Below are 15,411 nucleotides of genomic sequence, written 5' to 3'. Positions count from 1 at the left end.
CGGGCAGGGGCCTCCCGGCGTGCGGGACCGAGGCCGGTGCGGATGTTCGGATGCCGTGCGATCCGGGGCCCGGGACACCCGCCAGGGCGATGCGCCGTAGTTGCGGAGCCCTCCGCACCTATACCGTCGAAGGAGACGACGAGACGCACAGTGCCGTGCGTCCTCTTCCGCACGCCTGGAGAGGTTGGCAAGTGAAGGCGATCCGTCGATTCACCGTCCGTCCCGTTCTCCCCGAACCCCTCCGGCCGCTCAGCGATCTGGCCCGCAATCTGCGCTGGTCCTGGCACGCGGAGACCCGCGACCTCTTCCAGTCCGTCGATCCTGAGCGCTGGGCCGCCTCCGAGGCCGATCCCGTACGACTCCTCGGCAGCGTGCCGACCCGGCGGCTCGCCGAGCTCGCCGAGGACCGCCGCTTCCTGCGCCGCCTGAACGCGGTCGTGGACGACCTGAACGACTACGTGAGCGGCGATCGCTGGTACCAGGCCCAGCCCGCCGGGCTCCCGGCCGCCATCGCCTACTTCTCGCCCGAGTTCGGGGTCACGGCCGCCCTGCCCCAGTACTCCGGCGGCCTCGGCATCCTCGCCGGCGACCATCTGAAGGCGGCCAGCGACCTCGGCGTACCGCTGATCGGCGTCGGGCTCCTGTACCGGCACGGCTACTTCCGCCAGACCCTGTCCCGGGACGGCTGGCAGCAGGAGCACTATCCGGTCCTCGACCCCAACGAGCTGCCCGTGGCACTGCTCAAGGAGGCCGACGGCAGCCCCGCCCAGGTCTCCCTGGCGCTGCCCGGCGGCAGGCAGCTGCGGGCCAGGATCTGGCTCGCCCAGGTCGGCCGGGTCCCGCTGCTGATGCTGGACTCGGACGTCGAGGAGAACGACCTCGGCGAGCGCGGCGTGACCGACCGGCTCTACGGCGGCGGCAGCGAGCACCGGCTGCTGCAGGAGATGCTCCTCGGCATAGGAGGGGTGCGGGCCGTGCGGACGTACTGCCGGGTGACCGGCCACCCCGCGCCCGAGGTCTTCCACACCAACGAGGGACACGCCGGCTTCCTCGGCCTGGAACGCATCGCCGAGCTCTGTGACCAGGGGATGGACTTCGACTCCGGGCTGGAGGCCGTCCGGGCCGGCACCGTCTTCACCACCCACACCCCCGTGCCGGCCGGCATCGACCGCTTCGACCGCCAGCTCGTCGCCCGCCACTTCGGTTCCGACGCGGAGCTGCCGCGGATGGACGTCGGCCGCATTCTGAACCTGGGCATGGAGACCTATCCCGGCGGTGAGCCCAACCTCTTCAACATGGCCGTGATGGGCCTCAGGCTGGCCCAGCGCGCCAACGGGGTGTCCCTGTTGCACGGCCAGGTCAGCCGGGAGATGTTCGCGGGGCTCTGGCCCGGCTTCGACGCCGGCGAGGTACCGATCACCTCCGTCACCAACGGTGTGCACGCCCCGACCTGGGTCGCGCCGGAGGTCTTCCGGCTCGGCGCCCGGCAGATCGGCGCCCAGCGCACCGAGGACGCCCTGACCGTCGGCGGCTCCGACCGCTGGGACGCGGTCGCGGAGATCCCCGACCAGGACGTCTGGGAGCTTCGGCGCAACCTGCGGGAGCAGCTGGTCTCCGAGGTACGGGAGCGGCTGCGGGCCTCCTGGCGGCAGCGCGGCGCCGGCACGGCCGAGCTGGGCTGGGTCGACGGCGTGCTCGATCCCGACGTCCTCACCATCGGGTTCGCGCGCCGCGTCCCGTCGTACAAGCGGCTGACGCTGATGCTCCGCGACCGCGACCGGCTGATGGACCTGCTGCTGCACCCCGAGCGGCCGGTCCAGATCGTCGTGGCGGGCAAGGCGCACCCGGCCGACGACGGCGGCAAGCGGCTGGTGCAGGAGCTGGTCCGGTTCGCCGACGACCCGCGGGTCCGCCACCGGATCGTCTTCCTCCCCGACTACGGCATGGCGATGGCGCAGAAGCTCTACCCGGGCTGCGACATCTGGCTCAACAACCCCCTGCGTCCGCTGGAGGCGTGCGGCACCTCCGGGATGAAGGCGGCCCTGAACGGCTGCCTCAACCTCTCCGTCCTGGACGGCTGGTGGGACGAGTGGTTCCAGCCGGACTTCGGCTGGGCGATCCCGACGGCGGACGGCATCGGCACGGACCCCGACCACCGCGACGACGTCGAGGCGGCCGCGCTCTACGACCTCCTCGAACAGCGGGTGACCCCCCGCTTCTACGAGCGCGGCCAGGGAGGACTGCCCGACCGCTGGATCGAGATGGTCCGCCAGACCATCACCCTGCTCGGCCCCAAGGTGCTGGCCGGCCGCATGGTCCGCGAGTACGTCGAGCGGCTCTACGCGCCCGCGGCCCTCGCCCACCGCTCCATGGACCCCGACTCGGCCGGCGAACTCGCCGCCTGGAAGTCCCGGGTGCGCTCGGCCTGGCCCGCGGTGACCGTCGACCACGTCGAGACGTCCGCCGCCACGGCCACCGCGGAACTCGGCACCACGCTCGGCCTACGGGTGCGCGTGGGGCTCGGCGACCTCGGTCCGGACGACGTCGAGGTCCAGGCGGTCTCGGGCCGCGTCGACCCGGAGGACCGGATCGCCGACGCCTCCACCGTCCCGCTGAAACCGGCGGGCGGCACGGACGCGGAGGGCCGGTGGCTGTACGAGGGCCCCCTTTCCCTCGACCGCACGGGCCCCTACGGCTACACGGTCCGCATCCTCCCCGCCCACCGACTCCTCGCGTCGAGCGCGGAGCTGGGCCTGGTGGCGACGCCCTCGGACGAACTGACGGAGGCGCCGGGGGTGTTGCTGCGGTGAGAAGGAGCACACCGCGCTGATCCCCGGCGATCTTTGCCCGCCTTTGATGCCGGCCACATCAGGGCGGGACAAAGCCGCCGGCGACCTCGGCGCCGCGAAGTGCGCGCCGGGCCACGCGAAGGACCTACGCGACGACGCCGCGAAGAGGGCCGCCAAGGTCATCCACCGCGGCATCACGCACGACTCCGGGTGGGACAAGTTCGGCGGCATCCTGCTGGACGCCACCGAACAGTTCCAGGACTGGCCCCTCGACCGGCTGAAAGAGGTTCTGGTGATCGACCGTGCGGGGAACGTGTTCCGGGGTCAGATCTCGTTCAGGTCGGCGCACAGTTTCCGCAGGACCACCCCGCAGCGGCGGGCGTACGCCTGTTGCAGGCCGCGGGTCGCCGGGCCGCCCGCCCGGGCGTACCACTTCGCCGGGCGGCTGAACGCGGAGATCGTCAGCCAGACCGTGCCGTCGCCGGTGCGGTCGACGACGAACGACTCCTCGCCGCTCTCGGGATGGCCGGAAAGCGTGCCGTAGGCCCAGCCCGCGCGCCGGTGCTCCTCCACCGTCCACACCACGCGGCACGGTGCCTTGATCATGCCGGCGAGGGTGACGGTGACCTCGACGTCCGGGGCGGCCCGGTCCGCGCTCGTGTCGAGCCCGACGCCCAGCGCGCGATGCATCTCCCAGGTGAGGACGGCCTCGGAAGCGCGGCGGAAGACCTCCTGGCCCTCGCCGATGCGGGTGCGCACATGCAGGCGGTGGAAGCCGGGCGGGCAGAAGCCGTTCTCACGGGTCGCGCCGACGTCGGCGTACGTGAAGGACATGGGACCCAAGGGTAGGGCGGCCCCCGGAGCCGCTTTCGCTCCGGGGGCCGCCCTTGTCGACTCAGAGTGTTAGCTGACGTTGACCGCCGTCCAGGCCGCGGCGACCGCCTTGTACTCGGTGCTGGTGGAGCCGTACAGGGCGGACGCCGCGCTCAGCGTGCCCGTGCGGGCCGACTTGTAGTTGGTGGTCGACGTGAAGTACGTCGTCAGCGCCTTGTACCAGATCTGCAGTGCCTTGGCGCGGCCGATCCCGGTGACCGCGGTGCCGCTGTACGTCGGGGAGTTGTAGCTGACCCCGTTGATCGTCTTCGCGCCGCTGCCCTCGGACAGCAGGTAGAAGAAGTGGTTCGCGACGCCCGAGGAGTAGTGGACGTCCTTGTTGCCGACCGTGGAGGACCAGTAGTCCGACGAGCCGCCGTCCTTGCTGGGCTTGTCCATGTAGCGCAGCGGGGTGCCGTCGCCGTTGATGTTGATCTTCTCGCCGATGAGGTAGTCACCGACGTCGTTGGAGTTGGCCGCGGAGAACTCGACGCCCGTGCCGAAGATGTCCGAGGTGGCCTCGTTCAGACCGCCGGACTCGCCGGAGTAGTTCAGGCCCGCGGTGTTGGAGGTGACGCCGTGGCTCATCTCGTGGCCGGCCACGTCCAGCGAGGTCAGCGGGTGGGTGTTCCCGGAGCCGTCGCCGTACGTCATGCAGAAGCAGCTGTCGTCCCAGAACGCGTTGACGTACGCGTTGCCGTAGTGGACGCGGGAGTACGCGGCCACGCCGTTGTTCTTGATGCCGCTGCGGCCGAAGGTGTTCTTGTAGAAGTCCCAGGTCGCCTGAGCGCCGTAGGCGGCGTCGACGGCCGCGGTCTGGTCGGTGGTCGAGCTGGAGGCGACGCCGGTGCCCCACGCGTCGTCGGCGTCGGTGAAGAGCGTGCCCGCCGAGGAACTCGTGGTGTGCGACTTGTTGTACGTCTTGTGGCCGCCGCGGGTGCCGTCGGTCAGCTGGTACGTCGAGCCCGACAGGGTCGTGTTGAGGGTGACCGAGCCCGAGTAGAGGCTCTTGCCGGTGCCGGTCTCGACGCCCTGGTACTCGTAGAGCTTCTTGCCGGTGGCGGCGTCGGTGATGACGTGCAGCTCGTTGGGGGTGCCGTCGTCCTGGAGTCCGCCGACGACCGTCTCGTAGGCCAGGGTCGGCTTGCCGTCGCCCGCCCAGATCACCTTGCGCGGGGCCGCGTCGGCGGTGGTCTTCTCGGAGCCGGCGGCCTTCGCCGCGGTCAGCGCCTGCTTCTCCGCCTTGGCCGCGGCGACCTGCGGCTTGACCGAGGCGACCTTGACGCTCGCCTTGACGGCCTTGGTCACGCTGCGGGTCGCGCCGGACGCCGACTGGTGGACGACCAGGTCGCCGCCGAGCACCGGGAGGCCCGCGTAGGTGCGCTCGTAGCGGGTGTGGACCGCGCCGTCGGTGTCCTTGACGACGTCCTTGACGACCAGCTTCTCCTTGGCGCCGAGGCCTATCTCCTGGGCCGTCTCGGTGGCCGCGGCCTGCTGCTGCTTGACGAGCGACGTGCGTGCGGCCGCCGACAGCTGCACCGGTGCGCCGGCGAGGGCGACCGCCTTGCCGGTGGAGTCCGCCGGGGTCTGGGCGGCTGCGGTGCCGGAGGTCAGTCCGGTGGTGAGCAGGGCTCCGGCCGCGACGGCGGTGGCGATGGCCAGAGTGGTGCGCTTGTGACGCGCGTAGAGGTGATTCACGCAAACTCCTTGGTGGGGGAGTCCGACGGGCGTGGGGTTGCCTGTCGGAGCTAAGTGAAGTTGCTGTGCTGAAGCGGCGTGGGGGAAGACTGACATCGAGGGCGCGTACATGTCAGGACCCCGAAGTGATGTTGGCGCAAAATCGACTACCGGGTGAACATTGCGGGAATGTAAACGGACTTGGCCCGGGTAAAGGCGTCGTCAAGCGTCAACCAGAGATCGGCATGACCATGGCAAAGGAAAGGCGCCGCCCCGGGGAGTCGAACCACCGGGGCGGCGCCCTGTCGGGTGCCCGTGGGGCGGGTGGCCTACGCGAAGGTGAGCTTCCAGCTGTTGATGTAACCGGTGTCCTGGGCCGCCTGGTCCTGGACCCTCAACTTCCAGGTACCGTTGGCGACTTCGGAGGACGCGTTGACGGTGTACGTCTCGTTCACGTTGTCCGCCGAGTCGGAGGAGCTGAAGCTCTTCAGGCGGTACGCCGTGCCGTCCGGGGCCACCAGATCGAGGACGAGGTCACCGCGCCAGGTGTGCACGATGTCGACCGCCACCGCCAGGTTCGACGGCGCGTTGCCGGCCCGCCCGGACACGGTGACCGACGACGTCACGGCCGCCCCGTTGTCCGGAATCGATACGTCGGCGGTGTTCTCGAAGGAGGTGCCGCCACCTCCGCCGCCACCGGGACGCGACCCGACGGCCACACCCGCCCACGCGTTCTGCACCGCCGTGTACTCGGCACTCGTCGTGCCGTACAACTCGCCGGCCGCCGCGAGGGTGCCGGTGCGGGCGCCCGCGTAGTTGGTGGTGGACGTGAACTTCGTGGTGAGCGCCCGGAACCAGATCTTCTCGGCCTTGTCGCGGCCGATGCCGGTCACCGGGAGGCCGTCCGAGGTGGACGAGTTGTAGGTGACACCGTTGATCGTCTTGGTGCCGCTGCCCTCGCTGAGCAGGTAGAAGAAGTGGTTCGCCGGACCCGACGAGTAGTGCACGTCGACCGACCCGATGCCGGAGTACCAGCTGTCCTTCGACGCGCCGTCCTTGCTGGGCTTGTCCATGTAGCGCAGCGGACTGCCGTCGCCGTTGATGTCGATCTCCTCGCCGATGAGGTAGTCACCGACGTCGGAGGAGTTCGCCGCGTAGAACTCGACCGCCGTGCCGAAGATGTCGGACGTGGCCTCGTTCAGACCGCCGGACTCACCGCTGTAGTTGAGGCCCGCGGTGTTGGAGGTGACGCCGTGCGTCATCTCGTGGCCGGCCACGTCGATCGCGGTCAGCGGGTGGGTGTTGCCGGAGCCGTCGCCGTAGGTCATGCAGAAGCAGCTGTCGGACCAGAAGGCGTTGACGTAGTTGTTGCCGTAGTGGACCCGGGAGTAGGCGCCGACGCCGTCCCCGCGGATGCCGCTGCGGCCCTGCACGTTCTTGTAGTAGTCCCAGGTCAGCGCCGCGCCGTAGTGCGCGTCCGCGCCGGCGGTCTCCAGGTTGGAGGCGCTGCCGTTGCCCCACACGTCGTCGGGGCCGGAGAAGAGCGTGCCGGTGCCGGAGGTGCCGTGGTTGAGGTTGTACGTCTTGTGGCCGCCGCGCGCGCCGTCGGTCAGGTTGTACGTCGACCCCGACTGCGTGGTGCCCAGCGTGACCGAGCCGCTGTACATGGTGTTGCCGGTGCCGGTCTCGATGCCCTGGTACTCGTAGAGCTTCTTGCCGGTGGCGGCGTCGGTGACGACGTGCAGCTCGTTGGGGGTGCCGTCCTCCTGGAGCCCGCCGACGACCGTCTCGTACGCCAGCGTCGGTGTGCCGTTGCCCGCCCAGATCACCTTGCGCGGGGCGCGGTCGGTGTCCGGTGACGTGGCGCCGGCCGACCTCGCGGCGGACAGGGCCTGCTTCTCCGCCTTGGCGGCGGGCAGCGCGGCCGAGGTGGTGGCCGGCTTGATCGCGGCCCGGGTGGCCTTGCGGACGGCCCCCGTCGCGCCCGACTTCGCGGTGTCGACGACCAGGTCGCCGCCGAGCACCGGGAGGCCGGCGTAGGTGCGCTCGTAGCGGGTGTGCAGGGTGCCGTTCGCGTCCTTGACGACGTCGCGGACGACGAGCCTCTCCTTGGCGCCGAGGCCGAGGTCCTTGGCGGTGTCCGCCTTGGCCGCGTCGGCCTCGCGTATCAGCGCGGCGCGCTGGGCGGGGGTGAGCCGGACCGACTCGGCGCCGGGCCGTGCCGCGGCCGACGGTGCCTGCTCCGGGGCCGCGGCGGCGGCACCGGACTGGACGGCCGCGGCGATCAGGGCGGAGACGCCGACGAGCGCGACGGCCGCGGCGCGGCGCGTGGTGTGACGGCGTGTGGTGTGGGAGGTGCGTCTGTGGGAGGAGCTGCTACTCAACACTGACTCCTTCTGCGTGGCCGCGGATCGCGCGGCCAGGGGAGACCGGCCGGCTGATGGACCGCCCGGGCAGAACGGGGCGTTGCGCGGAACCAGGTGTGCCAGAGCTGTGGCCGCCCGACACAGCGGCGAAGCTGTGGGGTTGCTGTGAGGCGGCCGTGGGAAGAGTCGCAGGAGATTGCGCTTCCTGTCAGGAGCGCGTCAGGAAGTTGGCCGGAAACACTCCGTTGTCCGGTAGTTCATGTTCGATATGCGAACCCCCGGGATGGGAGCGCACGCGGGGCCCGACGGCTCACGCGGAGGCCGGCCGCTCGCCGTGCCACGAGTGCCACAGCGCCGCGTACGCCCCGCCCGCCGCGACCAGCTCCTCGTGCGTGCCGAGCTCGGTCAGCAGGCCGTCCTCCATCACCGCGACCCGGTCGGCGTCGTGCGCGGTGTGCAGCCGGTGGGCGATCGCGATGACCGTACGGCCTTCGAGTACGGCGGCCAGGGCGCGCTCGGTGTGACGCGCGGTCGTCGGATCGAGCAGGGCGGTGGCCTCGTCCAGAATCAGTGTGTGCGGATCGGCCAGAACCACCCGGGCGAGGGCGAGTTGCTGAGCCTGCGGACCGTCCGTACGGCAACCGCCGTCCCCCAGGCGGGTGTCGAGGCCCTCGGGCAGCTCCCGCACCCAGTCGGCGGCGCCGACCGCCTCCAGGGCCGCCCACAACTCCTCGTCCCGCGCGGCCGGTTCGGCGATCAGCAGGTTGTCGCGGACCGTGCCGAGGAAGACATGGTGCTCCTGGGTGACCAGGACGACCTGTCGGCGCAGCCGCTCCGGACCGAGGCCGACCACGGGCACCCCGCCCACCGTCACGGTGCCCTCGCTCGGCGCGTCGACCCCCGCCAGCAGCCGGCTCAGCGTGGTCTTCCCGGCGCCGGACGGCCCGACCACCGCGAGCCGCTCCCCGGGCCGCACCGTCAGGTCGACGCCGTGCAGCACCTCGCCCCCGCGGCCGTAGGTGTACCGCACGCCGGTCACGTCGATCCGGTCGTCGGCCGGGAGCGGCGCCTCGCCCGCCGTGGCCCGCGGCGCCCGGGCCAGCCCCTCCACCCGGGCGAACGAGGCGCCGCTGCTCTGCAGTTCCTCGATCCGCATCAGGATCTGGTCGAGAGGCTCGCTCAGCTGCCGCAGATACAGGGCGGCCGCCACCACCGAGCCCAGGCTCATCGCCCCCCGCTCGTGCAGCACCCCGCCGATCACCAGCACCCCCGCCACGGGAAGCAGGTACGACACCTCCACCACCGGGAAGAACACCGTACGCAGGTACAGGGTGTAGAAGCGGGTGCGCCGGGATGTCTCCAGGGCCTCCCGGCTCGCGGCGATCCGCCGGTCCTCCAGCCGCAGCGCCTCGACGGTCCGGGCGCCGGCCGCGGTCGCCGCGAGGATCTCGGCGACGTCCGAGGTCGCCGCGCCCTCGGCGAGATAGCCGTCCCGCGCCCGCCGCAGATACCAGCGCAGTACGCACCAGATCGGCACCAGGCACAGCAGTCCGACGACACCGAGCAGCGGGTCGAGCACGAAGACCGCGCCGAGCAGGAACAGGAACTCCGCGCCGTTGATGAGCAGTTGCGGCCCGGCGTCCCGCAGCGTGGTGCCCACGGTCGCCACGTCGGCGGTTCCGCGCGCGGTCAGGTCGCCGGTACCGGCCCGCTCCACGACCGACGCGGGCAGCGCCAGTGTCCGGTCGACGAACTCCTCGCGCACCCGCGCCAGCGTCCGCTCACCGAACCGGTGCCCCACGTACCGGGCCCAGCGCGCCAGCAGCAGCTGCGCCAGCGCGCACACCAGGATCCACAGCGCGAGCCGGTCCACGGCCCGCACCCCGCCCCCGGCGCGAACGTCGTCGATGATCCGCCCCAGCAGCCACGGCCCCGCCAGCCCGGCACCGGCGGCCAGCGCGTTCAGCCCCACCACGGCGGCGAAGGCCCCCCGATCGGCCCGCAACAACCGCCCGGCGGCCCGTCGGACGTCGGCCGTTCCGGCGATGGGGAGTTGGCCGGATGTGCGCTCGCTCATCGGGCGGGCTCCTCGGTGGGCGTGATGGCTTCGGCTTCCGCGTCGCGGGCCACGAGTGTTCGGTAGCCCGGTTCGGTGTGGAGGAGTTCGCGGTGGCTGCCGGTCGCCGCGACCTTGCCGTCGACCAGGTAGTGCACGAGGTCGGCGCGGTCCAGGACCAGCGGAGACGTGGAGGTGACAAGCGTCGTACGGCCGTCGCGGGCGGCCCGCAGCCGTTCCGCCACCCGCGCCTCGGTGTGCGCGTCGAGCGCCGAGGTGGGCTCGATCGCCAACAGCACCTCCGGGTCGGCCAGCAGCGCCCGGACCAGCCGTACCCGCTGCCGCTGCCCGCCGGACAGGCTGCGGCCCTGAGCGTCCACCGCCGAGTCGAGACCCTCCGGCAGACCCTGCACGATGTCGTCGGCGACGGCCGTGTGCACCGCCCGGGCCAGCTCCGGCGCGCCGCCCCGGTCCAGCCGCCCGCCGACCAGCTCGCGCAGCGTGCCCGCGAACAGGTCGGCCTCGTGGTCGGCGACCAGGATCCGTTCCCGCAGCTGCGGCAGCGCGATCTCGTCCAGCCGCACCCCGCCCCAGGTCGCCTCCGTGGGGGCGTACCGGCCGATCCGGTCGACCACGGCCGCGGAGTCCGCGGGGCGGCCGGCGGCCAGCGCGGTCAGCCGCCCCGGCAGCAGCCGCACGCCGGACTCGGGGTCGTGCAGTGCCGCGGGCTCCGCGGGCGCGTCCCGCGTGCCGCCGTCCGTCGTCGGCTCCAGCCGCAGGAACCGTACGACCCGCCGCGCGGCCACCAGACCACGGCTGATCTGGTAGCCGCATTCCACCCAGAACGCCACCGGCCCCACCAGGACCGCGACATAGCCGTACACCGACACCAGCTCGCCCACGCTGATCTCGCCCCGGGCGGCCAGCCGGGCGGCCAGCCAGGTCACCACGGCGAGGAACAGCGTCGGCAGTCCGACGCCGAGGGCCTGGACCCAGCTGGCCACCGACCCGACCCGGTACCCCTGCGCCCGCAGCCGCTGCGAGTCCTTGTGGAAGGCGTCGGCGAACAGACCCTTGCCGCCCAGGCCGTTGAGGACCCGCAGCCCGCCCGCGAGGTCGGCGATCCGCGCGGTCAGCACGCCCTGCCGCTCGCGGTACTCGGTCTCCGTGCCCTGCAACCGGGTGAGCAGCGGCCCGACCACCACGACGATCAGCGGTATGCCGAGCAGCACCACCGCGGCCAGCGACGGGGAGACCGACACCAGCAGTCCGGCGACCGCCAGATAGGCGACGATCGCGCCGACCCCGGGACCGACGACGGTCAGGGCCTGGCTGATCGTCTGCACGTCGCCCACCCCGATCGTGACCACCTCACCGGCCCCGACCCGCCGCGGCAGCGCCGCGCCCAGCCGCACCGCCTGCCCGACGACCACCTTGACCGTGCGGAAGTTGGCGTCCATCCGCACCCGGGTCATCGTGCGGTGCCGCATGATGCCCAGCCAGGCGTTGAACGCGCCCACCGCGAACAGCGCCCCGCACCACCCCGCGAGCGCGCCGAAGTCTCCGGGCTCCAGCCCCTCGTCGATCGCCCGGGCCATGAGGTACGGCGTCGCCGCCAGCAGCACCATCCAGGTACTGCCCAGCAGCGCCCCGGCGGCGGAGCGGCCGGGCTGGCACCGCACCAGCCACCACAGATACCGTCCGCCGCCCCGACAGTCGGGTGTGCCGGGATCCTCGTACGCGTCGATCAACAGATCTCCCTCGGTGGCCGGCTCACGCCAGACTGTCCTGCCAGGCCCGGTGCAGGTCCGCGAACCGGCCCGTACCCGCGACGAGTTCCTCCGGGCTGCCGTCCTCGACGATCCGCCCGTGCTCCATGACCAGGACCCGGTCGGCGATCTCGACGGTGGACAGCCGGTGCGCGATCACGACGGCCGTACGCCCGCGCAGCACCGTCGACATCGCGCGCTGCACCGCCCGTTCGCCCGGGATGTCCAGGGAGCTGGTCGCCTCGTCGAGGATCAGCACGGCCGGGTCGGCCAGCAACGCCCGTGCGAACGCGACGAGTTGGCGCTGACCGGCGGAGATGCGGCCACCCCGCTTGCGTACGTCGGTGTCGTAGCCGTCGGGCAGCGCGCTGATGAAGTCGTGCGCGCCGATCGCCTTCGCAGCCTGCTCGATCTCGTCGCGGCCGGCGTCCGGGCGGCCGATGGCGATGTTCTCGGCGACCGTGCCGGAGAACAGGAACGCCTCCTGCGTCACCATGACCACCCCGCGCCGCAGTTCCGGCACGGACAGCTCGCGCAGGTCGACGCCGTCCAGCAGGACCCGGCCCTCGGAGGCGTCGTAGAACCGGGCGAGCAGCTTGGCCAGCGTCGACTTGCCGGCCCCGGTGGAGCCGACGACCGCGACGGTCTGCCCGGCCGGGACGGTCAGGTCGAAGCGGGGCAGGACCTCGCCGCCGGTGCGGTAGGCGAACCGGACGCCGTCGAAGACGACCTCGCGGCCGGGGTGTTCCGAGGCGAGCGGCGGCAGCTGCCGGGGCGTCGACGGCTCGGGCACGGACGGCGTCTGGGCCAGCAGTCCCGCGATCTTCTCCAGCGAGGCCGCCGCCGAATGGTACGAGTTGAGGAACATGCCGAGCCGGTCGATGGGGTCGTACAGCCGGCGCAGATACAGCACCGCGGCCGCCAGTACGCCCAGCTCCAGCGTGCCGCCCGCGACCCGCCGGGCGCCCCACAGCACGATCAGCGCGACGGCCGTGTTGGCGACCAGCCGGGAGCCGGTGACATAGCGGGCCATCTCCAGGAGCGCGTCGCCGTTGGTCCGCTCGTGCCGCCGGTTCAGCACCCCGAAGTCGGCGTCGTTGACGGCCTCGCGGCGGAACGCGCGCACCGGCCGGATGCCGTTCATGGTCTCGACGAACTTGACGATGACGGCGGCGATGGCGGTGGACCGCAGCGCGTACACCTGCTCGGCGCGCCGCCGGTAGACCCGCACCAGGAGGTACAGCGGCACGAAGGAGGCCACCGCGACCGCGCCCAGCCCCAGGTCCAGCCAGAGCAGCAGGGCCGAGACGTAGACGAAGGACAGGATGACCGTGACGAGTTCCTGGAGCCCCTCGCTGAGCAGTTCGCGCAGCGACTCCACGTCGGTGGTGGAGCGGGAGATGATCCGGCCGGAGGTGTAGCGCTCGTGGAAGTCGAGGCTGAGCGCCTGCGCGTGGCGGAAGATCCGGCCGCGCAGGTCCAGCAGCACGTCCTGGTTGACGCGGGCGGAGGCGCCGATGAACGCGTACTGGAGCGCGCCGGAGACCAGCGCGCACAGCAGATAGCCGACACCCACCGCGATCAGCGGGCCGTGGTCGGCGCGGCGGAACGCGGGCACCGCGCTGTCGATGGCGTACGCCACCAGCAGCGGGCCGGCCTGCACCGCCGCCTGCTGGAGCAGCAGCAGAAGCGTCGTGCCGGCCACGCGGGCCTTCATCGGGGTGAGCAGGGAGCGCAGGAGAGCGGCGGTGGCGCCCGGGGGAGTGGGCAGGACGTCCCGGTCGAAGAGGTCACCGGACGCGCCCGGTTCCCCCGCCGGGTACTCCTCGCCCGATCCCCCTTTGCCGGACTGCCGCCCGCCGGGCTGTTCCTGGCCCGGTGCGGTGGTCGTGGGCGCCGTCATCGCTCGTCCTCCTCGGTGCCGGCCATCAGATGGGCGTACTCGGCGTTGGTACGCAGCAGTTCGTGATGGGTGCCGACGGCCGCGATCCGGCCGTCGGAGAGCAGGGCCACCCGGTCGGCGAGCAGCACGGTCGACGGACGGTGCGCCACGATGAGCGCGGTGGTGTCCGACAGGACCTCCCGCAGCGCGGCCTCGACGGCGGCCTCGGTGTGCACGTCCAGCGCGGACAGCGGGTCGTCCAGGACGAGGAACCGGGGCCGGCCGACCACGGCCCGGGCCAGCGCGAGGCGCTGCCGCTGCCCGCCGGAGAGGCTCAGCCCCTGCTCGCCGACCTGGGTGTCCGTGCCCTGGGGGAGCGCGTGCACGAAGTCGGCCTGTGCGACGGCGAGCGCCCGCTCCAGCTCAGGGGCACCGGCGCTGTCGGGGGCGCCCATCAGGACGTTCTCGCCGACGGCGGCGGAGAAGAGGGTGGGTTCCTCGAAGGCGACGGCCACCTGGGAGCGCAGCTCCTCGCGGGACATCGCCGTGATGTCCGCGCCGTCCAGCGTGATGCGCCCGGACGTCACCTCGTGCAGCCGCGGGACGAGCGCGGTGAGGGTGGTCTTGCCGCTGCCGGTGGCGCCGACGAGAGCCATGGACTCACCGGGGCGGATGTGGAGGTCCACGCGGTCCAGGACGGGGACCGTGTCCTCGGGGGCGTCGGGGTAGCGGAACCGCACGCCGTGGAAGCGCAGTCCGCCGTCCTCGGCGCCCGGACGGTCGTCCGCGGTGGTCGCCGGGTTCTCCGGCTCGGCGTCCATCACCTCGAAGTACCGCTCCGTGGCCGTGGCCGCCTCCTGGCTCATCGCCAGCAGGAAGCCGATCGAGTCCACGGGCCAGCGCAGGGCCAGCGCCGTCGACAGGAAGGCCACCAGCGTGCCCGCCGACAACTCCCCGTCGGCCACCTGCACCGCGCCCAGCACCAGCGCGGCGCCGATCGCCGCCTCCGGCAGCGTCACGATGACGCCCCAGATCGTCGCCAGCAGCTTCGCCTTGTGCAGCTCCGTGCCCCGCAGTGTCCGCGACAGCTCGCGGAACGCCCGCGCCTGGCTCCGGTGCCGGCCGAAGCCCTTGATGATCCGGATGCCGAGCACACTCTCCTCGACGACCGTCGTCAGATCCCCCACCTGGTCCTGCGCGCGCCGCGCGACCTCGGCGTACCGCCGCTCGAAGACCACGCAGGTGACGATCACCGGGATCGCCGGGCCGAGGATCACCAGTCCGAGCGTCCAGTCCTGGAGCAGCATGATGATCACGCCGACCAGGATGGTCACACCGTTGACCAGCAGGAACGTCAGCGGAAAGGCGAGGAACATCCGGACCAGCATGAGGTCGGTGGTCCCCCGGGAGAGCAACTGCCCCGAGGCCCAGCGGTCGTGGAAGGCGATCGGCAGCCGCTGCAGATGCCTGTACAGCCCGGCGCGCATCTCCGCCTCGACGTGCGACAGCGGGCGCGCCACCAGCCACCGCCGCAGCCCGAACAGCAGGGCCTCCGCGAACCCGAGCAGCAGCAGGTACAGCGCCCCCAGCCACACGCCCGCCGGATCGCCGTCGGCGACCGGGCCGTCCACCATCCACTTCAGGACGAGCGGGATCACCAGCCCGGTGCACGACGCGACTATCGCCACCACGGCCGCGGTGAACAGCCGCACCCGCACCGGCTGGACGAACGGCCACAGGCGCAGCAGAGTGCGGACAGCGGAACGGTCCTCGGCGGTTGCACGTGTAGTGGGCATCAGAAGCGAGCCTACGGATCGGCACTGACAACGCCCACCGAGTTTTGGCCTGACCGGGGTCCGCCCCCGGTCGTAGGACCCGTGCCTTCGAGGGGCACATCACCTGCGCGTTCGACAGGTCGTACGCCCGCATCAACCGATCGGCCGATGTCCTTTCGAGCGCGCCGGCGGATGTGCCGGCCCACCGCCCGGCGCGACGCTGA

The 15,411-nt window shown here is 72.1% G+C and carries 8 protein-coding genes; 1 reads left to right on the top strand and 7 read right to left on the bottom strand.

The features are described 5' to 3' along the window. Positions 1-191: 191 nt before the first annotated feature. Positions 192-2,810, top strand: a complete 2,619-nt coding sequence (locus tag OG985_RS16335; RefSeq protein WP_371669063.1) for a glycosyltransferase family 1 protein — start codon at positions 192-194, stop codon at positions 2,808-2,810. Between the two features lie 303 nt (positions 2,811-3,113). Here the strand turns inward: OG985_RS16335 and OG985_RS16330 are convergent, their stop codons facing one another. The 7 genes from OG985_RS16330 to OG985_RS16300 form a co-directional block, all read right to left on the bottom strand. Next, the gene (locus OG985_RS16330) at positions 3,114-3,623 is read right to left on the bottom strand and encodes a DUF1990 domain-containing protein (protein WP_371669062.1); all 510 of its coding nucleotides are present in this window, start codon (positions 3,621-3,623) and stop codon (positions 3,114-3,116) included. Positions 3,624-3,692: 69 nt separating this feature from the next. Further along, on the bottom strand, positions 3,693-5,360 hold the full coding sequence (locus OG985_RS16325; RefSeq protein WP_371669061.1) for a M4 family metallopeptidase: 1,668 nt from the start codon (positions 5,358-5,360) through the stop codon (positions 3,693-3,695). Positions 5,361-5,668: 308 nt separating this feature from the next. Then, on the bottom strand, positions 5,669-7,723 hold the full coding sequence (locus OG985_RS16320; RefSeq protein WP_371669060.1) for a M4 family metallopeptidase: 2,055 nt from the start codon (positions 7,721-7,723) through the stop codon (positions 5,669-5,671). Between the two features lie 292 nt (positions 7,724-8,015). After that, a complete protein-coding gene (locus OG985_RS16315) occupies positions 8,016-9,782 on the bottom strand; it encodes an ABC transporter ATP-binding protein (RefSeq protein WP_371669059.1) in 1,767 nt (588 codons plus the stop codon). After that, entirely contained in the window at positions 9,779-11,512 is a 1,734-nt protein-coding gene (locus OG985_RS16310; protein ID WP_371669058.1) for an ABC transporter ATP-binding protein, read from the bottom strand. The genes OG985_RS16315 and OG985_RS16310 overlap by 4 nt, the downstream gene beginning before the upstream one ends. Before the next feature lie 22 nt (positions 11,513-11,534). Continuing rightward, complete coding sequence (locus OG985_RS16305) at positions 11,535-13,433, bottom strand: ABC transporter ATP-binding protein (RefSeq protein ID WP_371669057.1); 1,899 nt, start codon at positions 13,431-13,433, stop codon at positions 11,535-11,537. Then, positions 13,430-15,208 carry an ABC transporter ATP-binding protein gene (locus OG985_RS16300; protein WP_371669056.1) on the bottom strand — a complete coding sequence of 593 codons (1,779 nt, stop codon included), beginning with the start codon at positions 15,206-15,208 and terminating at the stop codon, positions 13,430-13,432. The genes OG985_RS16305 and OG985_RS16300 overlap by 4 nt, the downstream gene beginning before the upstream one ends. Positions 15,209-15,411: the final 203 nt, after the last annotated feature.

The sequence above is a fragment of the Streptomyces sp. NBC_00289 genome, assembly GCF_041435115.1.
In the GTDB taxonomy this organism is placed as follows: Bacteria; Actinomycetota; Actinomycetes; order Streptomycetales; family Streptomycetaceae; genus Streptomyces.
Note: the sequence above shows the minus strand (reverse complement) of the source record. Positions and strands in the feature narration are given on the sequence as shown.